23 protein-coding genes and 1 pseudogene are annotated in these 21,917 nt (G+C 40.6%); 16 read left to right on the top strand and 8 right to left on the bottom strand.

All coding sequences use genetic code 11. The features are described 5' to 3' along the window. Window positions 1–4 precede the first annotated feature (4 nt). Window positions 5–664, top strand: a complete 660-nt coding sequence (gene phoU, locus AB685_RS04695) for a phosphate signaling complex protein PhoU (RefSeq protein WP_047969337.1) — start codon at window positions 5–7, stop codon at window positions 662–664. 300 nt (window positions 665–964) lie between these two features. Continuing rightward, on the top strand, window positions 965–2,419 hold the full coding sequence (locus AB685_RS04690; protein ID WP_047969336.1) for a SulP family inorganic anion transporter: 1,455 nt from the start codon (window positions 965–967) through the stop codon (window positions 2,417–2,419). A 38-nt stretch (window positions 2,420–2,457) separates the two neighbouring features. Here AB685_RS04690 and AB685_RS04685 read toward each other — a convergent pair whose 3' ends face one another. Together AB685_RS04685 and AB685_RS31200 are read right to left on the bottom strand one after the other, a co-directional pair. Beyond that, window positions 2,458–2,883: a universal stress protein gene (locus AB685_RS04685; protein ID WP_047969335.1), complete on the bottom strand. Its 426-nt coding sequence runs from the start codon at window positions 2,881–2,883 to the stop codon at window positions 2,458–2,460. A 74-nt stretch (window positions 2,884–2,957) separates the two neighbouring features. Beyond that, window positions 2,958–3,110 (bottom strand): hypothetical protein, encoded by a 153-nt coding sequence (locus AB685_RS31200; RefSeq protein WP_157860698.1) that lies wholly within the window; start codon window positions 3,108–3,110, stop codon window positions 2,958–2,960. Window positions 3,111–3,318: 208 nt separating this feature from the next. Between AB685_RS31200 and AB685_RS04680 the strand changes: the two genes are divergently transcribed. The 7 genes from AB685_RS04680 (at window position 3,319) to AB685_RS31195 (ending at window position 8,378) form a co-directional block, all read left to right on the top strand. After that, window positions 3,319–3,660 carry a metalloregulator ArsR/SmtB family transcription factor gene (locus AB685_RS04680; RefSeq protein ID WP_047969334.1) on the top strand — a complete coding sequence of 114 codons (342 nt, stop codon included), beginning with the start codon at window positions 3,319–3,321 and terminating at the stop codon, window positions 3,658–3,660. Between the two features lie 12 nt (window positions 3,661–3,672). Continuing rightward, on the top strand, window positions 3,673–4,971 hold the full coding sequence (locus tag AB685_RS04675; protein ID WP_047969333.1) for an arsenic transporter: 1,299 nt from the start codon (window positions 3,673–3,675) through the stop codon (window positions 4,969–4,971). Window positions 4,972–4,998: 27 nt separating this feature from the next. Then, window positions 4,999–5,418: an arsenate reductase (thioredoxin) gene (gene arsC / locus AB685_RS04670; RefSeq protein ID WP_047969332.1), complete on the top strand. Its 420-nt coding sequence runs from the start codon at window positions 4,999–5,001 to the stop codon at window positions 5,416–5,418. Between the two features lie 66 nt (window positions 5,419–5,484). Next, window positions 5,485–5,853 carry an arsenite efflux transporter metallochaperone ArsD gene (gene arsD / locus AB685_RS04665; RefSeq protein ID WP_047969331.1) on the top strand — a complete coding sequence of 123 codons (369 nt, stop codon included), beginning with the start codon at window positions 5,485–5,487 and terminating at the stop codon, window positions 5,851–5,853. A gap of 12 nt (window positions 5,854–5,865) precedes the next feature. After that, window positions 5,866–7,608, top strand: coding sequence for an arsenical pump-driving ATPase (arsA, locus tag AB685_RS04660; RefSeq protein ID WP_047969330.1), 1,743 nt, complete (start codon window positions 5,866–5,868; stop codon window positions 7,606–7,608). 13 nt (window positions 7,609–7,621) lie between these two features. Next, window positions 7,622–8,050 (top strand): dual specificity protein phosphatase family protein, encoded by a 429-nt coding sequence (locus tag AB685_RS04655; protein ID WP_047969329.1) that lies wholly within the window; start codon window positions 7,622–7,624, stop codon window positions 8,048–8,050. A gap of 154 nt (window positions 8,051–8,204) precedes the next feature. After that, a complete protein-coding gene (locus AB685_RS31195) occupies window positions 8,205–8,378 on the top strand; it encodes a hypothetical protein (RefSeq protein ID WP_047969328.1) in 174 nt (57 codons plus the stop codon). 448 nt (window positions 8,379–8,826) lie between these two features. Here the strand turns inward: AB685_RS31195 and AB685_RS04645 are convergent. The 3 genes and pseudogenes from AB685_RS04645 to AB685_RS04635 all read right to left on the bottom strand — a co-directional run. Then, window positions 8,827–8,934 (bottom strand): annotated as a pseudogene (locus tag AB685_RS04645) (helix-turn-helix domain-containing protein); the annotation flags it as partial. 204 nt (window positions 8,935–9,138) lie between these two features. Then, a complete protein-coding gene (locus AB685_RS04640) occupies window positions 9,139–9,558 on the bottom strand; it encodes a universal stress protein (protein ID WP_047969327.1) in 420 nt (139 codons plus the stop codon). Between the two features lie 16 nt (window positions 9,559–9,574). Next, the gene (locus AB685_RS04635; protein WP_047969326.1) at window positions 9,575–11,023 is read right to left on the bottom strand and encodes a SulP family inorganic anion transporter; all 1,449 of its coding nucleotides are present in this window, start codon (window positions 11,021–11,023) and stop codon (window positions 9,575–9,577) included. Between the two features lie 157 nt (window positions 11,024–11,180). Here AB685_RS04635 and AB685_RS04630 point away from each other — a divergent pair, with 157 nt between their 5' ends. Next, on the top strand, window positions 11,181–12,479 hold the full coding sequence (locus AB685_RS04630; protein ID WP_047969325.1) for an MFS transporter: 1,299 nt from the start codon (window positions 11,181–11,183) through the stop codon (window positions 12,477–12,479). A gap of 54 nt (window positions 12,480–12,533) precedes the next feature. Here AB685_RS04630 and AB685_RS04625 read toward each other — a convergent pair whose 3' ends face one another. After that, window positions 12,534–14,210: a ribonuclease J gene (locus AB685_RS04625; RefSeq protein WP_047969324.1), complete on the bottom strand. Its 1,677-nt coding sequence runs from the start codon at window positions 14,208–14,210 to the stop codon at window positions 12,534–12,536. 279 nt (window positions 14,211–14,489) lie between these two features. On the opposite strand from AB685_RS04625, the gene AB685_RS04620 reads away from it, so the two are divergent. The 4 genes from AB685_RS04620 (at window position 14,490) to AB685_RS04605 (ending at window position 18,889) form a co-directional block, all read left to right on the top strand. Continuing rightward, complete coding sequence (locus AB685_RS04620) at window positions 14,490–14,936, top strand: MarR family transcriptional regulator (protein ID WP_047969323.1); 447 nt, start codon at window positions 14,490–14,492, stop codon at window positions 14,934–14,936. Between the two features lie 72 nt (window positions 14,937–15,008). After that, the gene (locus AB685_RS04615; protein WP_047969322.1) at window positions 15,009–15,875 is read left to right on the top strand and encodes a permease; all 867 of its coding nucleotides are present in this window, start codon (window positions 15,009–15,011) and stop codon (window positions 15,873–15,875) included. A gap of 514 nt (window positions 15,876–16,389) precedes the next feature. Further along, window positions 16,390–16,773, top strand: coding sequence for a metalloregulator ArsR/SmtB family transcription factor (locus AB685_RS04610; protein ID WP_241773241.1), 384 nt, complete (start codon window positions 16,390–16,392; stop codon window positions 16,771–16,773). Beyond that, on the top strand, window positions 16,760–18,889 hold the full coding sequence (locus tag AB685_RS04605; RefSeq protein WP_241773240.1) for a heavy metal translocating P-type ATPase: 2,130 nt from the start codon (window positions 16,760–16,762) through the stop codon (window positions 18,887–18,889). The genes AB685_RS04610 and AB685_RS04605 overlap by 14 nt, the downstream gene beginning before the upstream one ends. 67 nt (window positions 18,890–18,956) lie before the next feature. Here the strand turns inward: AB685_RS04605 and AB685_RS04600 are convergent, their stop codons facing one another. Both AB685_RS04600 and AB685_RS04595 read right to left on the bottom strand, forming a co-directional pair. Beyond that, window positions 18,957–19,457 (bottom strand): hypothetical protein, encoded by a 501-nt coding sequence (locus AB685_RS04600; RefSeq protein ID WP_047969320.1) that lies wholly within the window; start codon window positions 19,455–19,457, stop codon window positions 18,957–18,959. Next, entirely contained in the window at window positions 19,447–19,827 is a 381-nt protein-coding gene (locus tag AB685_RS04595) for a hypothetical protein (RefSeq protein ID WP_047969319.1), read from the bottom strand. The genes AB685_RS04600 and AB685_RS04595 overlap by 11 nt, the downstream gene beginning before the upstream one ends. A gap of 236 nt (window positions 19,828–20,063) precedes the next feature. Between AB685_RS04595 and AB685_RS04590 the strand changes: the two genes are divergently transcribed. Next, window positions 20,064–20,534, top strand: coding sequence for a hypothetical protein (locus AB685_RS04590; protein ID WP_047969318.1), 471 nt, complete (start codon window positions 20,064–20,066; stop codon window positions 20,532–20,534). After that, window positions 20,531–21,907 carry a glycosyltransferase family 4 protein gene (locus AB685_RS04585; protein WP_053073723.1) on the top strand — a complete coding sequence of 459 codons (1,377 nt, stop codon included), beginning with the start codon at window positions 20,531–20,533 and terminating at the stop codon, window positions 21,905–21,907. The genes AB685_RS04590 and AB685_RS04585 overlap by 4 nt, the downstream gene beginning before the upstream one ends. Window positions 21,908–21,917 lie beyond the last annotated feature (10 nt).

Here is a 21,917-nt window from a genome sequence, read left to right as displayed (position 1 = left end):
TTAGGTGGTATTACGTCAATTTCATGTAGACTTAGAAACGTTAAGAGATAAATTACTCGAATTAGGGAGCTTGGCGGAAGTGGCAATGGGTAAATCCATCACAGCCTTAACCAACAAGGATATAGACCTTGCGCTTCAAATCATTGAAGAAGATAACAAAGCGGATCGGCTGGATGAGGAAATCAATGATTTTGCCATCCTGTTAATTGCCAAGCAGCAGCCTGTAGCGATTGATTTAAGAAGAATATTTGTTGCCATAAAAATTTCAACAGATGTGGAAAGAATAGCTGACTTTGCCGTGAACATTGCTAAGTCCACCATCCGTATCGGAAAAAGTGATCAGTCTCTTTTACCGATTGAGAAAATCGAGAAAATGCACAGCATTGCTACCGAAATGCTATCACTGTCTTTAAAAGCTTATTATGATGAGGATATTGTATTAGCTAAACAGGTAGCTGACATGGATGACCAGGTGGACGAGCTGTACGGTAAAAACATCCGTGAACTGTTGCAGATTACAAAGGATTACCCGGATATGATTCCTGAAATCACACAACTAAGCTTCATCTGCCGTTATATTGAACGGATGGCTGACCACACGACTAATATCTCAGAGAATATCCTCTATCTTGTGAAAGGTAGACACTATGAATTGAATGACTGATGAAGTGAGCTTTGTTCTTAGTGAACAGAGCTCTCTTTAATGCTCGGATGTACAAGAATCTTAAGGGTGTATTGTCAGAATAAAAAGACTTCAAGAATATGTCTATTTTTTGAAGAATATACGAAAATAATAGATAAGTAGAGAAAATAAGAGATTGAGAGAGATAAATTCGTATGTTTCCGTTTTCAAGCTAATTTTCAGGTTTCGAAATATATGGTATGATTCTTTCTGTTGCAAACGGACCCGACTTTCTTGAGAGTAGAGAGTCACAAAACTAAATAAAAAAGAAAGAGGTGTGCTATGAACGTAGCAAACTTAAAACAAGAATGGTTTGGTAACGTGCGTGGTGACGTACTTGCCGGTATGACCGTAGCATTAGCCCTCATTCCAGAAGCTATCGCATTCTCTATCATTGCGGGTGTTGATCCGATGGTAGGTTTATATGCGTCCTTCTGTATTGCGGTGGTTATCGCTTTCACTGGTGGACGACCAGGAATGATTTCAGCTGCAACCGGAGCGATGGCTTTACTGATGATTACATTGGTTGCCGATCATGGGGTGCAGTATCTATTCGCTGCCACCATTCTTACCGGTATCATTCAAATATTGATGGGTATCTTTAAGCTGGGTAAATATTTATCCTTCTTACCTCAAGCGGTAATTATCGGATTTGTTAATGCTTTAGCAATTTTGATTTTCACGGCTCAGTTAGAGCAATTCATTGGAGTAACATGGGTAATGTATGCTTTTGTAGCAGCAACACTAGCTATTATATATATTTTACCTCGTTTTACTAAAGCAATTCCTTCCGCATTATTTGCAATTGTCGTTATAACTGCTGTTGTTGTATTTGGTGGAGGATTTGGACTTGCAACTGTTGGGGATCAAGGGGAGATTACAAGAGCTTTACCGATCTTCAATATACCTATGGTTGAGTTATCCTGGGAAACATTCATGATCATCCTGCCTTATGCATTCACACTTGCAATCGTAGGTAACCTCGAGTCACTATTAACTGCAACAATCGTTGATGAGATGACAGATACAAAAAGTAACAAAAACCGTGAAATGAAGGGTCAGGGTATTGCAAACGTCGTAACTGGTTTCTTCGGTGGTATGGCTGGTTGTGCGATGATCGGACAGTCGGTTATCAATGTAAAATCAGGTGGACGTGGCAGGCTTTCGGCATTTGTAGCAGGTGTATTCTTATTATTCCTTATCATGGTACTTGGAGATGTTGTTGTCCAAATTCCAATGGCAGCTCTAGTGGGAGTTATGTTCATGGTTGCAATTGGCACATTTGATTGGCAGTCATTACGTGAAATTCACAAAATCCCTCGCGCCGATGCAGTTGTCATGATTGTAACAGTTGTGATTGTTGTTTACACACATGACCTTGCAAAAGGTGTAGCGGCAGGGGTTGTACTAAGCGCACTAATTTTTGGATGGAAGATGGCCAAAATCAAAGCCACAATGACATTGAAAGAAGATGCAATGCACTACAGAATTTCCGGTCAAATGTTTTTTGGAACTATGAGTCACTTTGTTGACTTGTTCGACTATAACAACGACCCGAAAGAAGTAGTCATTGACTTCAGCAACACTCATGTTTGGGATCAATCGGCAGTTACTGCAATTGCCAAGACTGTTCTGAAATACCAGCGACTAGGTAAAAAAGTTACCATAGTTGGGTTAAATGAAGAAAGTGAAGCACTCGTAAATAGAGTTGGATTATCTGCTCCGTCAGGACATTAATATAAAAAAGTCTGAGACTTATCGTCTTAGACTTTTTTTTATTTTACCACCATTACAGGGCACTTAGCGTCATGAAGAACCTGGTGACTGACGCTCCCGAAGATGACCTCCCCAAACGTTGTCAGCCCCCTGCTACCAATGATAATCAAATCCATCTGTTTTTCTTTTGAAACCCGGACTATCTCCTCAGCGGGTTCACCGATAGCAACTTCAAGCTCGAATTCTAAATTTTTCTCCGTAAAAGCACGAATAGTATGTATGAGCTTTTCGTAAGCATCATTTCTCAGAACTTTCTCAACGTCAAAGTTCGCTAAAACAAGTTTGCTCTTTGGAGGGGCTTCCTCAACTACATGGATAATAGTTAAGGTTATTTCCTTCAACTGCATAGCTAATTCGGCTGCCTTTCTTGCAGCATGTTGGGCGTGCTTGGAACCATCAAGTGCTATTAAGATCTTTTTTATCAAACAAATCACTCCCTACAGTCATTATACTATCTTTTGAAAATTCAAGACATAATAAAAAGGGACCATTAAGGCCCCTAAGAAGTGTGATGAAAAAATGAAAAGAATGCGGCTATAGAAGCCATCATTGATTTGGATTTTTTAACTTTATCTTTAATATCTGTTATTGCTTCTTCTTTTTCCACATGTAGGTTTTGAAAAGCTCGTCGTCTGTACTGATAGTCCATCATAACACAGCATCACCTTTCCCACTCATATGATATTGGAAGCGCTTTCTTGAGATTATTATACCAATTGGCAGATAATTCTGCAATTAATCTTCACAATTTCTTTACAAAAGAATGGTTGCACCAAATATATAAGTGTTTTATTATATAAGCAGATTGTTATATAAGTGTTTGATTATATTAGTTATCTTTTCCAAAGGCAGGTGTTGGTATGCAACAGTTATTGAAAATGGATGAAGCAGCAGTCACATTGAAGATCTTAGGAGATAAAACAAGATTGGCTATGGTGGCTCTCCTGCAGGATCATGATTGCTGCGTTTGTGAGTTTGTTGAAATCTTTCAGATGAGTCAACCTTCCATCAGTCAGCATGTGAAAAAGCTGAAAGAAGTAGGCCTTGTAAAAGAATCGAGAAAAGGTCAGTGGATTATGTATTCCATAAATACAGAACATCCACACTATGGTTTGATCACATCTATTCTGGTGCATGTTCCTTCACTCGAAGAGAAGATGAAAGAGCTAGAGGAAAAAGGACTTAGAATTACTTGTTGTTAAGGGGGGATATTTTTGCTGGATATTATTTTGGCATCTGTGATTTTTTTACTTACTTTAGTTTTTGTTATCTGGCAGCCTAAAGGATTATCCATCGGCTGGTCAGCATGTGGAGGGGCGCTACTAGCATTACTCTTTGGTGTTGTCACCTTTACCGACGTTATTGACGTTACAAGCATCGTATGGAATGCAACATTGACGTTTGTAGCTTTAATCATCATCTCCCTCATATTAGATGAAGTAGGTTTCTTTGAATGGTCGGCACTGCACATGGCCCGATTCGCTAAAGGAAGCGGAGTAAGAATGTTCATCTATATTACTTTACTTGGTGCATTGGTTGCTGCATTCTTCGCAAATGACGGTGCGGCACTTATCCTGACACCTATTGTGCTAGCAATGGTGAGGAACCTGCAGTTCAAAGAGAAGATGATCTTGCCGTTTATCATGGCTAGTGGGTTCATTGCGGACACCACTTCGCTACCACTGGTAGTAAGTAACCTGGTGAACATCGTGTCGGCTGACTTTTTTGACATTGGTTTCGTAGAATATGCTTCACGAATGATTGTTCCGAACTTCTTCGCTCTTGGCGCAAGTATTGTAGTGCTTTACTTGTTCTTCCGAAAGAGCATTCCGGAGAACTATGATATGTCTGTATTAAAGAAGCCAAGAGAAGCAATTAAAGATGTGAAGCTTTTCAACTTATCATGGATTGTACTAGCGGTCCTTCTTGTAGGGTACTTTGCAAGTGAATTTGCCGGTATTCCTGTTTCGTTCGTAGCAGCATCTGTAGCTATCATTTTTCTTTTAATAAGCAGAAACAGCCCGGTCATTCACACGAAACAAATTTTGAAAGGCGCACCATGGGCAATCGTATTCTTCTCGATTGGAATGTATGTGGTGGTATATGGCCTAAGAAATGTAGGATTGACGAGTGTGTTAACAGACGTCATCCAAATGGCAGCTGATGAAGGACTTTTCGTTGCAACCATCTCCATGGGCTTTATTGCAGCAATTCTTTCATCCTTTATGAACAACATGCCGACTGTCATGATTGATGCAATTGCAATCAAAGATACAGCAACAACCGGAACCATCAGGGAAGCCTTAATCTATGCCAATATCATCGGATCCGACCTTGGTCCAAAGATAACGCCAATCGGTTCCTTGGCAACGCTTCTATGGCTCCATGTATTAAGCCTGAAAGGTGTAAAGATCAGTTGGGGATACTACTTCAAAGTAGGTATCATCTTAACTATCCCAACCCTATTCATCACTTTACTTGGCCTCTATTTCTGGCTACTCATTATTGGTTAATAAATATAATATAAAGGAGTTTTCAACATGACTAAAAAAACAATCTACTTCCTATGCACAGGTAACTCTTGCCGCAGCCAAATGGCAGAAGGCTGGGGGAAAAAATACTTAAGCGACGAGTGGGACGTGTACTCAGCAGGTATAGAAGCACACGGTGTAAACCCAAATGCAGTAAAAGCAATGAATGAAGTGGACGTGGACATCACCAACCAAACTTCTGACACAATTGATACTGAAATCCTGAAAAAAGCAGACCTTGTCGTAACGCTTTGCGGACATGCTGCAGATGTTTGCCCGGCAACACCTCCGAACAAAGAGAGAGTACACTGGGGATTTGATGATCCTGCCAAGGCGGAAGGAACGGAAGAAGAAAAGTGGAAGTTTTTCCAACGTGTCCGTGACGAAATTGGCGGCCGAATCAAAACATTTGCTGAGACAGGAAAGTAAAAATATCAAAGATGGCCGAGCGATATAACTCGGCTATTTTTTCTATACCGAAAGGAGAGATAAAGGATGGCTAAAATTGAAATTTTTGATCCGGCAATGTGCTGTGCAACAGGAGTATGTGGACCAAGTGTAGACCCAGAACTTACAAGAGTGGCAAGTGCTGTATTTTCCTTGCAACAAAAAGGGATGGAAATCTCTCGCTACAATTTAGGCTCGGAACCTGAACCGTTTGTAACGAATCAAAAGGTGAATGGGCTATTGATGGAAAAAGGACCAGAATGCCTTCCGGTTGTAATGGTGGATGGTGAAGTGAAGAAGATGGCAGAGTATCCTACAAATGAAGAATTTGCTGAATGGACCGGTGTGAAAGAAGAGGAACTGGCGCATGAAAAACCGAAGAAAAAGCTTAATATCACATTAAACTCAATTAATTAGGAGGGTGGCTTTATGCTCCCAACATTCCAACCCAGTACAGACATCCAAACCCCATATCTATTTTTTACAGGTAAAGGTGGAGTAGGTAAGACGTCCACAGCATGTGCCACTTCCATCGCACTTGCAGAAGAAGGCAAGCGGGTGCTGATTGTAAGCACCGATCCTGCATCCAATCTGCAGGATGTGTTTGAGACTGAACTGACGAATGATATCTCCGAAATACCAGGTGTCAAAGGGCTTTATGCTTGCAATCTCGACCCTGAGGAAGCGGCAAGAGAATATCGCGAAAGTGTAATTGGTCCTTATAAAGGAAAACTTCCTGAATCGGTATTAGCAACGATGGAGGAACAGTTATCAGGGGCATGCACGGTTGAAATCGCTGCCTTTGATCAATTTTCCACATTACTTACACAAAAAGAGATAACCGGGCAGTATGATGTGATTGTGTTTGATACAGCTCCAACTGGTCATACACTCAGGTTGCTTTCCTTGCCGTCAGCGTGGAACAATTTTCTGGAGGAGAGTACTCATGGAGCTTCCTGCTTAGGACCGCTTTCAGGGCTTGGTGCCAAAAAGGAGCTGTATGAACGGACCGTGAAGGCACTGTCAGATCCATCACAGACTCAATTGTTTCTCGTAACGCGTCCTGATGAATCACCTATTCTGGAAGCCGCACGAGCTTCTAAGGAATTGCGAGAAATAGGGCTCCATAACCAACAACTTATTGTGAATGGTTTAATGGAAAAGCCTGTTATGGACGATGAAGTATCCTTGGCATTTTTTGAAAAGCAGCAGAAAGCCATGAGTATTTCCATGAATGTATTTAATGATATACCGATGACATATCTCCCATTTATATCGTATTCATTAACGGGAATCAAACCTTTAAAGGCATGGTTAAAAGGGGAAACGGTACAAGTTGAGGAACCTGGTAAAGTAAACCCTGAAATACTTACTGAACTAGCTGATTTTAATCAAGTAGCTGAGGAAATTGTAAACCAGAATCTTCGTGTGATATTTACAATGGGGAAAGGAGGCGTAGGGAAAACAACACTGGCAGCCAAATTAGCGATGAAGCTTGCAGACAAAGGCATAAAGGTTCATCTCACTACGACTGACCCTGCAGCCCATTTGGAGCATGCTCTTAAAGACAGAACGTTCAAGGACCATTTAACGGTCAGTAAAGTGGATCCCAAGGCAGAAGTGGAATCATATAAAAACAACGTGCTAAAACAGGCTGGAGACGGTCTCAGTGAGGAGCAACTTGCATACCTGGAGGAAGACCTCAATTCACCATGTACCGAGGAAATAGCGGTATTCCAGAAGTTTGCGAGGATAGTTGGCCAGGCGGACGAGGAAGTGGTTATCATCGATACAGCGCCGACAGGTCACACATTGTTACTCCTGGACGCGGCTCAATCGTATCAAAAGGAATTACTTCGTTCCACTGGTGAAGTTTCAAAAGAAGTTTCAAACCTTCTTCCACGCCTCAGAAATCCCGAAGAGACAGCGGTGCTCATTGTGACACTCCCGGAAGCAACCCCGGTACTCGAGGCGGAAAGATTACATGCTGACCTGGATCGTGCATCCATAACTCCACGTTGGTGGATCATCAATCAGAGCTTTGCTCTTACAAAAACAAAAGACCAATTGTTATCAGGTAGAGGGAAACATGAGCTGCCATGGATAGAGCGAGTAAAGACTACGAAAGAGAAGTGCGCCATTCTACCATGGGAAAAAGAGAACCTGCTATAAGGAGTGAAATACCATGAAAAACGAGAAAAGCTATCAATCATTAATAGAAAACGTTTTTATCGGAGGAGCGGATCAGGTAAAAGAAGCACACACAAATGAAGACCTGGATGTTATCATAGACTTGCGTGCTGAAACAGAAAACGTGGAAGACAATCTTCCTAGAATCCATATGCCAATCGTTGACGATGCAGCAAAACAGGATGAATCAGTGAAAGCTGCCATCGAGTACGTGGTGAAGGCTCAACAGGAAGGAAAGAAAGTGTACTTCCATTGCTCCGGTGGGCGGAACAGAACAGGAACGGTTGCAATGGGTACCCTCCTTCACATGGGGAAAGCTACTACTGTGGAAGAAGCGGAAAGGCTTGCAACTTCCATCCGTCCTGTCATTAATGTGAAACCGGAATTAAAAGAAGTGCTACAAAACATGTACGAAAAAAACTAATAGCAAATCTAAAATAAGTTAAAAAGGTAGGTGACTGGCCGTGAAGGTTTCAAACGAAGCAAGAGACGTTCTGACAGATGTACTGCGTGAAAACGGGGCAAACAACATCCGTGTACACTTTGCAGGCTGGGGCTGAGGAAGCCCACAATTAGGATTGTCTCTGGATGAGGCAAAAGCAGAAGATAAAGTGGAAACATTAAATACAATAAAAGTAGCAATCGATCCGAAAATCGAAAGCATGACAACGGATCTTGTCCTAGATGTTCAGGAAACTCCGCAAGGAAAAGGCCTTGTATTGTTGGGGATGAAGGATAGCGATTGTTGTTAACAATTGAAAAAAATAAAAACAGCAAATCCCGTAAGAGTGGGGATTTGCTGTTTTTATCATTATTCTTTTGTTTCTTCACTCTGCCTATAATCAAATTGATTGCGGACACACACTGTCTTGATTGCCATGTTGTCACTCCTTTAGTTGGTCAGGAGTCAATTAGTAAAGAATAATGAGTGAAAAAATGCGGATCATGTATGGTTGGCATTTTTTCCAGATCGGTATGCTTAATCCCATGCTTTGCCATGAATTTCTGTACCTCCAGCTGTGTACATACTAGATTAAGTATACCTTTGGTGTGTTGTGGAAAGGAAATGAGCTCGAGATTGCTGACAAAAAGATACCAGTTCTCTTCTCGCTTCTTAAATGCTAGCGTATAAAGTCTGCCGTCTATTACGACAGCGATTCTGATTTCCCCATTGATTGGGTTTTCAATAACAATATTCTGAATCTTAAATCCCGGTATTTTTCCTTCTTGTACTAATTTATAGGTCGTTATTTCACTTATTTGAAGATATTCTGCCACTTGTGAAATGGTCATAATCTCTGGGGTCATTTCCTTATATCCCTCCATGTCATCCATATATATATTTATTATGACAAGTTATAATTTAGTATAAAATAGGCTCTTTTTTATACCTTTAAATATAACCATTTATAATCTGGTTAAAAGGAATAGTTGGGGGAATGCTGGTAATAATTTTTGGGGGAAGTGCACAGGGGAGTTTTAAACGAGAATGAGCGAATGGGCTCATTCTCATTATTTTACAATCATCACAGGGCAACTGGCTCTTTTTGCTATTTTATGACTTACACTTCCTAGCACGAACTCTTGAAGAGTATTGAGCCCTCTGCTACCGATAACCACCAGATCAAAATCCTGTTCGTTTGCATACTTTACGATGGATGGGCCTGGGTCGCCTGTAAGGGTTTTGAATCCAAAGGATATTTGTGCCTCTTTCGCTCTTGCTTCCACCCATTGCATCTTGTTTTTTCTCTTTTCATCAAGATCTGCTTTATTCCAGTTCTGGAGTACATCAGATTTTGCCTGGTCGCCATCAATTACATATACAATTTCTAGGATGGAATCTTTGTTGCATTTCGCTATTTCGATTGCTTTCTCAGCAGCTCGTTTGGAATGGTCCGAACCATCTGAAGCAAGCAGGATTCTTTGAAACATACTTCATCCTCCTTCTTTAATGTGAGCCTAATTTGTTCGCTAATTTATCTATTAATTCTGAGCTAACCTCGTTTAACCCATTTAATGTCACAGTTTTTCCATTCTCTTCGAATTTGTGGACAATTCTATCGATGGCAGCAACTGCTGAATCATCCCATAAATGTGCCCTGCTCAGGTTAATTTCAACGGCACCAATATCCTCTTTATAATCGAATTTTGGAATCAGTTCTGTTACAGAGGCGAAGAAAAGTTGGCCTCTTAACTTATATATCCTTTTATGTCCTTCCCTCCTGGATTCTACACTCACTTTTGATATTTTGGAAACAAAGAATATTGCACTGAGAAGTATGCCTGTAAATACACCTATAGCTAAGTTATGTGTGAACACAACGGTCAGAACGGTCACAATCATTACGACTGCATCCGTTTTTGGAATAATGTGTAATGTTTTGATTGAATTCCAGTCAAAAGTACTGATTGCAACCATAATCATTACACCTGCTAAAGCGGCCATAGGGATTTGTATTACAATATCGCCAAGAACCACAATCAGAAAGATGAGAAATACTCCAGCTACTAGAGAGGATAATCTTCCACGTCCTCCTGAACTGACATTGATGATGGATTGTCCAATCATGGCACATCCAGCCATGCCTCCAAAGAAACCTGTCACGATATTGGCTATTCCCTGCCCCTTGCTTTCCGTATCTTTGTTACTTGGTGTATCTGTCATATCATCAACAATGGATGCTGTAAGTAAAGACTCCAATATTCCTACAATAGTCAAAGCGAAGGAATATGGCAAAATAATAAGCAATGTTTCCATATTCAGGGGGATGTCGGGAAAGAAGAAAGAAGGCAATGATCGAGCAATGTTTCCCATGCTTCCCACGTTTCTGACTCCAGTGTTATAAATGATTGCTATTGCAGTGACAATGACAATCGCAACCAGTGTTGAGGGAATGGCTTTGTTCAGATATGGAAACAGGTAAATGATTAGTAAAGTTAAAGCTACAAGTCCGTACATAATCCAGGATTCCCCAACAAAATGATCCAGTTGCGAAGTGAAGATCAAGACCGCCAAGGCATTTACGAAGCCCACCATCACGGATCTTGGTATGAATTTCATATATCTGGATAGCTTTAAGAGCCCGAAGACAATTTGAAGAATTCCAGTAAGTATCGTTGCCGCTAATAGATAATGGTATCCGTGCTCAGCAACTAAATGAATAAATAATAATGCCATTGCTCCGGTCGCACCGGAAATCATTCCTGGTCTTCCACCGATAAATGCGATTACTACACATATGGTGAAAGACGCATATAATCCTACCATCGGATCGACACCTGCGATAATTGAAAAAGCGATGGCTTCAGGTATTAAAGCAAGTGCAACAACGATACCTGAGAGAACGTCTCCTTTTATATTGCTGAACCAGGATGAGTAATAGTTTGTCTGTTCCATTGGATTTCCTCCTTTGCTATTTAGAATGGTCTAAATCTTTTAATTCATGTTATCCAACTTTAGTTTGCAACCTTGTTTACGCATTTATTTAAATTTGGTATAGTAAGACATGGATATTTAGACTGGCGAAATAAAAGTGTTTTTAAGGAGTACATCTATGAGAGAAAATAATAAGAATCGACTTCCGTTTAAACCTCCATTTTTTTACGGCTGGGTCATTGTTGCGATAGCTGCAATGTCTGTTTTCTTTTCCGGACCAGGTCAGACCTATTCCATTTCCATTTTTATCGCTGCATATTTAGATCATTTTGGATGGAGTAGTACGCTCGTATCCACGATGTATTTATTTGCAACGTTATTTGCAGGGCTGCTTCTATTTCTGGTCGGCAGACTGGTTGATAAATATGGGCAAAGGCGTATGACAGTTACAGTCGCAGCTCTACTTGGGGTAGCTTGTATATTTAATGCATTTCTAATAGGACCAACTATGCTGTTTATCGGATTCTTTATGCTACGGTTATTTGGCCAAGGGTCTTTGACTTTGATACCTGGAACCCTGATTCCTCAATGGTTTGTGGGGAAGAGGGGGAGGGCGATGAGTCTCTTGGCATTTGGAAGCTTTATGAGTGCCGCTGCATTACCACCATTTAATGCTTGGTTAATTGATCAGATGGGGTGGCAGGCGTCCTGGCTAATATGGGCAGGGTTATTGCTTGTTATATTTTTGCCCACTGCGTTCGTTTTAGTTAGAAACAGACCAGAAGATGTGGGGCTTCTCCCGGACAACTTGTCGAAAGAAGATCTTAAAAGAAATGATGTAAGTAAAACGTCCATTCATGAAGAAGCGTGGACAGTTAAAGAAGCAATGAAAACGAAACAATTCTGGTTATTGTTATTTTGTGTGGCTGTACCAGCCATGGTCAACACTGGAATAGTCTTTCACTTTGTACCGATTATGGCTGAAAGTGACATAGGGATAACCGAAGCGGCGTTCATATTAAGCATCATGGCCATTGTTTCTTTTCCAATAACATTTATAGCAGGGTTTATTGTGGAGAGAATAAAGGTTAACTACATTATTGCTATTGCTTTTCTTGGGCAGATTGGAATAATGGGAATGCTCGTGGTGACAGACTCTTACTCTGCTGCTATTCTTTTTGGAGTTGCCAGAGGGATAGTGGGGGGATTTGAGGCCATCAGTTTAGGAATCATTTGGCCGAACTATTTTGGAAGGGCTAATATAGGTAGTATTAAAGGAGTTTCTTCTACAGTTATGGTAGTGGGATCTGCTTTTGGCCCCCTCCCATTTGCACTGGCATATGATCAATTTGGAAGCTATCAAGAAATTTTAGTAATGATGATGATTTTCCCGTTAATCGGAATGTTTTTTGCTTTAATTTCCCAAAAGCCAAAAAAAGAAATGGATATAGTACAAAAGAAGGTATCCTCCTTTTAGAAATTGAAATAAAAAGAAGCTCCCTTGAAATGGGAGCTTCTTTTGCTTGTACTATTACCTTTTAGACACGTCCATTAAAATTGGGAGGATCATTGGACGTCGTTTAGTTATTTTATAAATGTATGGTTCCACCTGGTCTAGTATATCGGATCGGACGTCATTCCATCTTCTGTTCCCGGATTCAAGTGATTGTGTCGTTGCTGTGTATGCAATTTCTCTTAACTTGCCCATCAGCTGTTCGGATTCTCGGATGAAAACAAAGCCTCTTGAAATAATCTGAGGACCTGAAATTATTTTCTTTGCCCGGAAATCAATCGCCACTACTACAAGTAAAATACCGGATTCAGAAAATATTTTTCTATCCCTTAATACAATTGTTCCGATGTCCCCAATACCTTCTCCATCCACATAAACTGCATTAGCGGGAACATTCCCTGTAATACTTGCTTCATCCTCATTAACTTCTAAGATAGTACCATTATCCATGATGAAGGAGTGGTCAAGAGGTACACCGCATTCTTCTGCTAAGCTCACATGCTTTTTCAGCATTTTATATTCTCCGTGAATCGGTACAAAATATTTAGGTTTCAATAAACTGATCATCAGCTTCAGTTCTTCCTGTGCCCCGTGACCGGATGTGTGAATTTTCTTAAGTTTGTGATGTAACACGTTTGCCCCAGCACGACTAAGCTGGTCAATAATCCGATTGATACTTAAGGTATTTCCCGGAATAGGAGAGGAAGAAAAGATAACGGTATCCTTTTTCTGAATGGAAAGTTGAGGATGCTTGTTATAAGCAATCCTAGATAATGCTGCAAATGGTTCGCCTTGGCTTCCGGTACATATTACTAGTATTTGATCATCCGGATAATCATTTACAGCTGAAGCGTCTATGAGTGACTCCTTAGGAATTTTCAAGTAGCCAAGCTCAGAGCCAATTCTTACTGCTCTTAGAAGACTTCTTCCAAGTACAACAATCTTCCTGTTATGTAAAGCAGCCGCTTCAATGGCCTGTTTAAATCGATACATGTTAGATGCGAATGTAGCAAAAATAATTCTTCCTTTAATTTGACCAAATAAGTCATGAATCGTTCTGCTTATCTTATTTTCGGAAAGAGAATAACCTGGAATCTCACTATTTGTACTATCAGATAGAAGACATAATACGCCCTCTTTACCTATATCCGCTATCTTTGACATATTCGAAATCGGGCCAATCGGTGTCAGGTCGAATTTGAAATCCCCTGTATGAACAATATTACCATATGGTGTTTTTACACAAATTCCATAAGAGTCTGGAATGCTGTGAGTGGTCCGGAAAAAATCCACGGCTAAATGTTCGAAGGAAACAATTTTGTCCTCTTCAATTTCAATTAATTTTGCTTGTTTTAATAGACCGTGCTCTTTCAATCGTTCTTTGATAAGTTCCAATGCAAGTCTTCCCGCATAGATGGGGGCATCTATTTCTTTCAGTAAGTAGGGGATGCCACCAATATGATCTTCATGTCCGTGGGTAATAAACACCCCTTTGATCTTTTCCTTGTTTTGTATGAGATATGTATAATCTGGTATTACATAATCTATTCCAAAAAGCTCATCAGTGGGGAATTTAATACCAGCATCAATGAGTATAATTTCATCCTGATATTCTATAACATACGTGTTTTTACCTATTTCCCCTAATCCTCCAAGAGCAAAGATGGAAATGTTGGTTCCTGTAATTTTTTTCATTATAAATTCTCTCCGATCAGTGATATAAAAATAGTGTAACATAGTTGCAACAAAAATCATTAATAAGTCGTTCATCCAATATAAATTTTTAAATTTGCTAACTAAATTTATGGTAATAAGTGAAAACGAAAGTTAGGGAAAATTGTGTTATTGCCGGAAGAAGAATAATCAATCCTGACAGCGCTAATCTAAGCGATTGGCGCTGATTAGGAAAAATTTTTTGTATAATAGTTGCAAAATGCAAATAAAATACTATAATAGAAGTAAGAGGTGAAAATAATGGAAGATGTAAGAGGAATACTTCAGATTACAATGCGACGATTTGGTATGTTGAATAAGAACTGCTGCTCTGTAGATAATCATGATATTTCACAGGTACAAAGCCATATTCTGTATGAACTGGCAAGAACGGAAGGTCCTTCCATGCAGCAAGTGGCTGAAACAATCGGGATGGATATTACAACATTCAGCAGGCAGATTCAAACATTGGTAAAAATGGAACTGGTGGAAAAAAGACAATCCAGTGAAGACAAACGAATGTACCACTTATACCTCACTGAAAAAGGCAAGAAATTGGAAGATGAAATCCATCAACAGATGCTTCATTACTTAACAAACGTTTTTTCTAATTTAAGTGAAAAAGAGAGCGTTGAAGTGGTAGAGTCTTTAAAGGTATTGAATGGTGCGATGAGCAAAAGTAGTATGTGCTGTAAGCCATTATATTGAGCAAGTTTCAAAGCTTGCTTTTTTCTAGAATTAATACTTGCAAAATACAAATAAATAATAGGAGTGATCTTTATGTGGAAAGAAATAATCACAAGCTTTTTGTACATCGCCATGGAGTTAACGGTCCTGTTTGTCCTCATTACCTTTCTGGTTTCCATCATCCAATCAGTGGTCCCGTTTCATAAAATGGAGAAGTGGCTCAACCAGGGCAATACGCTTCTTAGCGCTTTATTGGCTGTCGTGTTCGCTTTTATTACACCGTTCTGTTCCTGTTCCACCATACCGATGGTGGTCACATTATTGAGAAAGAAGATACCTTTTGGGATTGTGATGGTTTTCCTTTTTGCATCACCTGTACTGGACCCGACCATTCTAACTATCATGACAGCTTTGCTTGGGTGGAAGGTGGCGCTTATCTATACAGTTACCACGACTGTTCTATCTATTCTAATTGGGTTGTCGCTAGGTAAATTAGGTTTTGAGAAGCAATTGAAAAATGTATTGCTGAAAAACTATCAGCCGGAGACTAAAGGGATTAATGTAAAAAGATCAGTAGTAGAAACGCTTACGCTTATGAAAACCGTTTATCCTTTCTTATTAATCGGCGCCGCTATCGGTGCGCTAATTCACGGAGCTGTACCAACATCCTTTATCACACAGTACCTTGGAGGAGACAATTGGTGGCTCGTTCCAATTGCAGCAATCATCGGGATTCCTTTATATATTCGACTTTCTACCATGATTCCGATTTCCCAGATGATGATTGCTAAAGGAATGGCCTTGGGACCGGTCATGGCGTTGCTTATCAGTTCTGCTGGTGCGAGCCTTCCAGAGGTCGCATTATTGAATAGTATATTTAAGAAAAAACTTGTGGCGGCTTTTGTTGTTTCGGTTATATGTATGTCCACGATTTCAGGGTTCCTGTTTTATCTTATTTAATGCAAGTTTAAAGAAGAGGAAAAGCAGGTTGGCTTAGATTTGCCGATTTGCTTTTTTAAAATGAATAAGTATATAATTCGGTTGATTTCCGTTCCAGGCGCTTCGCTTTCCTCCCGCGGGAGTCTGCGCGCCTCCACTACAATCAACTAGGTGGTTTCATTCCCCGTTAGAAGAACGAAAATCATCTCTACTAAAAAAGTGACTGAAGTAGCCATTAACCAAACTAATTAAGATTTATAGCTGTGGATTGGAGCAAATGGCGGAGACTCCTACGGGGGAGAAGCGACAATCTTGAGACCCCTCAAACGTTGTGAGGAGGCTCAAGGTCGCCCCGTGGAAAGCGCAGCCATTTGCGGAAAGGAACAGCGGAGGCTAACTCTATATTTAGCATTAATTGCCCGGGCGGTTTCTGCCCGGTTTTTCGTATGAATTAGCTCTGATGTGTTGACTATTCTCTGGAGCATAGCATATACTAATATTCAAATGAACGTTTGAATGTAAAGGGGAGCTTTCCGTGTCGACAAAATCAAATATAGTAAAGTGTCTGGAAGATTGTTCAGATGAAATAAAAGTAAATGAAGTAAAAGAGCAGATAGATGATTTGATGACAAATGACGTTGCTAGAATATATCGTGCCTTATCCGACCCGACTAGGTTGAAAATAGCTCAGGCTCTGAATCTTGCGGATGAGCTTTGTGTTCATGATGTTGCCACCATTACCGAATCGACTGTTGCAACAGCCTCCCACCATTTAAGGCTATTGCGGGACCTGGGACTGGCAAAATTCAGAAAAGAAGGTAAGCTTGTCTATTATTCATTGGATGATAATCACGTCAGGCAATTGATAGACATCGCCTTTACCCATCAAAAAGAGGTGAAGCATCGTGAAGAAAAATAACCAAGAGGATTATGTTTACCGTATTCAAGGATTAACTTGCGCCAATTGCGCACAAAAATTCGAAAATAATGTTAAAAAGATTAGTGGAGTTACCGATGCAAAAGTGAATTTCGGTGCATCAAAAGTTTCTGTATCTGGTGCTGCGAGTATAAGTGATATTGAGAAAGCTGGAGCTTTCGATAAAATAAAGGTTTTCCCTGAACAAGAGGAGATACCTGACGAAATTCCAGTGCCATTTTATAAAAAACATGCGACAGTTTTACTATCGTTTGTTTTCTTGATAGCAGGTTGGGTAGCATTCTTTCAGCAGGGAGAAAATCATATTTTCACCACATTCCTTTTTGCAACCTCTATTGTGGTAGGGGGATACAGGTTATTTTTCACCGGATTAAATAATCTGGTCCGACTGCAATTTGACATGAAGACATTGATGACCATCGCGATTATCGGAGCTGCGATAATTGGAGAATGGGGAGAAGGTGCCACTGTTGTCATCCTTTTTGCCATAAGTGAAGCATTGGAATCTTACTCCATGGAGAAAGCGAGAGCCTCGATCCGGTCACTCATGAATGTATCACCTAAACAAGCGACTATATTAATAGAAGGAAAAGAACAGCAATTAGCTGTTAAGGATATACAGATTGGAGACAGGATGCTTGTAAAGCCAGGCCAGAAGATAGCAATGGACGGTACGATATTGAAAGGTGCTGCATCAATCAGTGAAGCTGCGATTACAGGTGAAAGCATTCCTGTTGCCAGAAGTGTACATGATGAAGTGTTTGCCGGTACATTCAATGAAGATGGACTGTTGGAAGTGGAGGTTACCAAGAGGATAGAGGACACGACTATTGCCAAAATTATTCATCTCGTCGAAGAGGCCCAGGCGGAAAGGGCACCTTCCCAGGCATTTGTAGATAAGTTTGCGAAATATTATACGCCGCTTATCGTCATCATAGCATTTCTTGTTGCCACCGTTCCTCCATTGTTTCTTGGCTTGGGTTGGAACACTTGGATTTATCAGGGGCTTGCCGTACTTGTGGTCGGATGTCCATGTGCGCTCGTCATCTCCACTCCTATTGCCATCGTTACTGCAATCGGAAATGCTGCACGGAATGGCGTACTTATCAAAGGTGGTGTCTTCTTAGAGGAAGTAGGGCGGATCAAGGCGATTGCCTTCGACAAGACGGGAACCCTCACTCGGGGAGCACCGGAAGTGACGGATGTTCAGACATTTCAGCATACAGAGGAAGAGTTGCTAAGAATCATTGCAACGCTAGAAGGTGGATCCACCCATCCGTTAGCGTCTGCAATCCTCCAAAAAGCAGAGGAAGTTGGAGTAGCCGACAGTGTCTATACCATGGAGGATTTTGAATCTGTTGCCGGGAAAGGAATAAAGGCTTCCATCGAAGGTATCGTTTATAAAGCGGGAAGTCCGAATTGGTTCTTGAATGAAAAGCATCCTGATATGGAGAATTTTGCTGAAAAGATTCATCAACTTCAGAATACAGGGAAAACCGTTATAGTAATTGGGACCTCGGATAAGATTATAGGTTTTCTTGGTATCCGTGATGAAATTAGAGAAAGTAGTTCTGCAAGTGTAAAAGAATTGAAAGAGATGGGAATCCCTCATTTATATATGCTGACAGGGGACAACGGAAGGACTGCCGAAGCTATCGGACACGAGGTGGAAATCGATCATGTCAAATCGAGCCTACTTCCAGAGGATAAGCTTCGTTATATAAAAGAACTCAGAGATAAACATGGTGCTATGATGATGGTCGGGGATGGCATCAATGACGCCCCTGCCCTTGCAGCCTCCTCTGTCGGTGTGGCGATGGGAGGAGCGGGAACGGATACCGCGCTGGAAACGGCGGATGTGGCGTTGATGGGAGATGACCTCCGGAAGCTTCCATTTACCATCAGACTGAGCCGCAAAGCATTAACCATCATCAAGCAAAACATCGCTTTTTCATTGGGTCTGAAGATATTGGCGCTTCTACTGGTCATTCCAGGTTGGCTTACCTTATGGATTGCCATATTTGCCGATATGGGAGCGACATTGCTCGTAACCTTAAATAGTTTGAGACTTTTAAAAGTTAAAGATAAGCAGGAATAGAAAAATACAGAAATTGACTTAAAAAAAGCACTACCCATGCGGGTGGTGCTTTTTCAACGAAAACAGCCTATCTTATCAAGACTTCTGCTGCTTCTTTATAGCTCATGCCTTTTTTCATGGTGAAGGTACCGGAACGCACCTTTGTTGCAATGTTACGGTCTTCAAGGTACTCATCGAATTCCTTGTCATCCTCAATGATGCCTTCTCTTGCTAGTAGAGCTGTAATCTCGTAGGTTGCCATTCCATCAGGAATCACAATCTCGAATGGCTCGTTGGATTCTTCTTTTTCTTTTTCTTCCACTTCTTCTTTTTTACCATCTTCGTCTTTGGTCTCTTCCGTCACTTCTTCTTTAGGCTCTTCTTTTAAGTCTTCAGCTGGCTCTATAGCGGGCAATAACTCGTTATATTCTGTTTTAGTTAACAGGTACAGTTCATTTTCCTCTGCATAAGCCTTTATCGACTCTTCATTTAAGCTAGTCGCTCCAGCACTTACGACTGAATAGGCAACTCCCATAACTCCTGTAGCAAATAGTATCCCGATTGCGAAAGCCCTTAAATTAGTTTTCATTGGCTACATTCCCTTTAAGGTTTGCAGATTGGAGAATCTTTTCCACTTTATCCATAGAGGTGGAAGTGAATTGAGAGATTTGTGAAGGGGTGTACCCTTTTTGGTAAAGGGAGATAGTGACATCTTCCTCGCTGACGTTCTGATGGCTGGATACCTTTTTTGTCTTGCTCTTATGTATAGGAGTGGATCCGCCTAGCAACTCTTCTTCTAATACCTTCATCTTTCTTTCAAGCTTATACTTGTCCTGAACAACATCGAAAGATAATTGTTCCATTTCCTTTTCAAGATTGGAAAATTTATCATCCACAAAAAAGGAAATCACAATCACTGCGACTGCAATAACGATCAAAATTATACTTGCAATTAACATTTTGTCACCTCAATAAAAGTTTCTCTCTTTTTTATATCACAGGTGTAGAGATGGAAAAATAGCCTTTCGACAAATTCCTCAGAAACATTTGACAGTTTTGTGAACGTTTTATGGCAACGGACATAAAAATTTAACACTTTTTCACAAAAGACGACAAAAACCGGCTGTTGTGGAAAAGAATTTTCACATGATAAAATTGAAACAAAGATAGATTTATGGGGGAAGAGGTTTGAAACATGAGCAACAAAGAACTAAAAAAGGAATTTCTTCATCTTGTTTTGAACGATAATGGAAAACTGCAAGCCGAATGGCAAGTTCATCAATGGAGGAAAGATTTTGTTAAAGTGTATCAGCAAATTGCAGCGGAAACTCTGATACTCAGACTGATAGGTTGGAAAACAAGCTTACAACCTCGTAGAAAAGAAGCCTACTTCTTGGATATAATGACAGACAAAGATCGTGGTAGCCTGGTACTCCCGGAAGTCAGTGAATATACTATCATTCGTGCGGAAATCGGGGTGGGAGCAGGAAGTGCATTTTTCCCTTTCTTTCTAAGTAACGATATGAGAGTGGAGTGGAGTCATCAACATCATGTAGGGTCTTCATCTGTTGAATGGACACCATTAAACCTGATTGACAAGCGAAAGTGGCAATCCTTGTCTGCCTCATACACATATTATGAAAAAACGGGAGTGACGGGAAGGTGAAAGGAATAGTTGAAAAGGATATAAATCACACCATCTTCTCAAAAGGCACTGTAAATGATCCAACCACAAACAGCCGCAGCTCTCATTCTTCGCAACAAACATTATACCAGTTAGTTTCTGGTCCATTTCAGCAAACAGTTACTTCTGATGTATTCTATTCTGTAAATCAATCACATAATCATTTGTTACAAGAAGAAAATAAACGTAAATATCATATTGTCATGTTAGCTTGGGAGTTTCCTCCAGCTATAATTGGAGGGCTTGGGCAGCATGTTTGGGAATTGTCCAGACAACTGGCTCAGGTCGGTCATCAAGTAATGGTGGTGACGCCACATACCTTGGGGGCTCCTCAGATGGAAACGGTGGAAGGTGTTACGGTATATCGGGCCAAGGAAGTGGAAAGCTCCTATGATGATTTTCACCTCTTTGTCGCACAAACTAATATGAACTTGGCGGAAAGAGTGCGAGCACTATCTGATCAGTATAGGCTGGACATTATCCATGCTCATGATTGGCTTGTGGGGTTTGCAGCAAGGGCTCTAAAAAAAAGCTTAGCCATTCCTATTGTATCAACCATTCATGCACTAGAAGAAGGTAGAAGCAATCTTGAATTATCCATACAACAACGAACAAATAAATGGGAAGTGGCACTGATTAATGATTCGGATGTACTAATTGTTTGTAGCCCTTTTATGAAGAAGGAAGTAGAAAAGAAAATTCGCGACAAAAAAGCGATTCATATAATCCCGAATGGTGTCCAACTTTCCCATGGAACTAGTGAAAGTATAATGGACTTTTTAAACAGAAAATCATATTCCCATCTTGTTCTATTTTTAGGGAGAATGGTACCTGAAAAAGGAATCACCACTTTGATCGAGGCTGCAAGGAAAATACTTGAAAAGCACCCTGAATGTCTATTTGTCATAGGAGGGAAAGGCCCCTTCTTGTCGGAGTACAAAGCGAAGGTTCTGAACTTGGGGCTTGAAGAAAACATTTTATTTATCGGTTTCTTGAATGAAGTTGAAAAAGCGACGATGCTACAACAGTGTGACATATTGGTGGTACCAAGCCTTTATGAGCCATTCGGAATAGTGGCCATAGAAGGAATGGCAGCCGGAAAACCTGTTATTGCTGCGATGACAGGAGGGCTTTCTTCTATTATTGAGGATGAAGAAACTGGGTTGTTGTTTAACCCGGGAGATGGATTGGATCTGAGTGAAAAGATTAAATTTTCGCTTGGAAATCCATCTGTTTGTGCAACCCTAGGAGAAAAAGCAATGAAAGAAGTGAAGCAAAAATACAACTGGGAAGATGTAAGAGATCAGACAGAGGCGGTTTATGAGACAACAGTTACTACTTCTTCCGTCCAGTAGGAGGGATAAA

Source organism: Bacillus sp. LL01, from assembly GCF_001037965.1.
Note: the sequence above shows the minus strand (reverse complement) of the source record. Positions and strands in the feature narration are given on the sequence as shown.

What these genes read in the sequence shown, in the direction of transcription:
- AB685_RS04600 (WP_047969320.1), bottom strand. Translation starts at nt 19,457, where the DNA reads ATGAAAACTAATTTAAGGGCTTTCGCAATCGGGATACTATTTGCTACA.
- AB685_RS31200 (WP_157860698.1), bottom strand. Translation starts at nt 3,110, where the DNA reads ATGATGGACTATCAGTACAGACGACGAGCTTTTCAAAACCTACATGTG.
- arsD (WP_047969331.1), top strand. Translation starts at nt 5,485, where the DNA reads ATGGCTAAAATTGAAATTTTTGATCCGGCAATGTGCTGTGCAACAGGA.
- arsC (WP_047969332.1), top strand. Translation starts at nt 4,999, where the DNA reads ATGACTAAAAAAACAATCTACTTCCTATGCACAGGTAACTCTTGCCGC.
- AB685_RS04630 (WP_047969325.1), top strand. Translation starts at nt 11,181, where the DNA reads ATGAGAGAAAATAATAAGAATCGACTTCCGTTTAAACCTCCATTTTTT.
- AB685_RS04655 (WP_047969329.1), top strand. Translation starts at nt 7,622, where the DNA reads ATGAAAAACGAGAAAAGCTATCAATCATTAATAGAAAACGTTTTTATC.
- AB685_RS04595 (WP_047969319.1), bottom strand. Translation starts at nt 19,827, where the DNA reads ATGTTAATTGCAAGTATAATTTTGATCGTTATTGCAGTCGCAGTGATT.
- AB685_RS04635 (WP_047969326.1), bottom strand. Translation starts at nt 11,023, where the DNA reads ATGGAACAGACAAACTATTACTCATCCTGGTTCAGCAATATAAAAGGA.
- AB685_RS04590 (WP_047969318.1), top strand. Translation starts at nt 20,064, where the DNA reads ATGAGCAACAAAGAACTAAAAAAGGAATTTCTTCATCTTGTTTTGAAC.
- AB685_RS04620 (WP_047969323.1), top strand. Translation starts at nt 14,490, where the DNA reads ATGGAAGATGTAAGAGGAATACTTCAGATTACAATGCGACGATTTGGT.
- AB685_RS04615 (WP_047969322.1), top strand. Translation starts at nt 15,009, where the DNA reads ATGTGGAAAGAAATAATCACAAGCTTTTTGTACATCGCCATGGAGTTA.
- AB685_RS04680 (WP_047969334.1), top strand. Translation starts at nt 3,319, where the DNA reads ATGCAACAGTTATTGAAAATGGATGAAGCAGCAGTCACATTGAAGATC.
- AB685_RS04625 (WP_047969324.1), bottom strand. Translation starts at nt 14,210, where the DNA reads ATGAAAAAAATTACAGGAACCAACATTTCCATCTTTGCTCTTGGAGGA.
- AB685_RS04640 (WP_047969327.1), bottom strand. Translation starts at nt 9,558, where the DNA reads ATGTTTCAAAGAATCCTGCTTGCTTCAGATGGTTCGGACCATTCCAAA.
- AB685_RS04690 (WP_047969336.1), top strand. Translation starts at nt 965, where the DNA reads ATGAACGTAGCAAACTTAAAACAAGAATGGTTTGGTAACGTGCGTGGT.
- arsA (WP_047969330.1), top strand. Translation starts at nt 5,866, where the DNA reads ATGCTCCCAACATTCCAACCCAGTACAGACATCCAAACCCCATATCTA.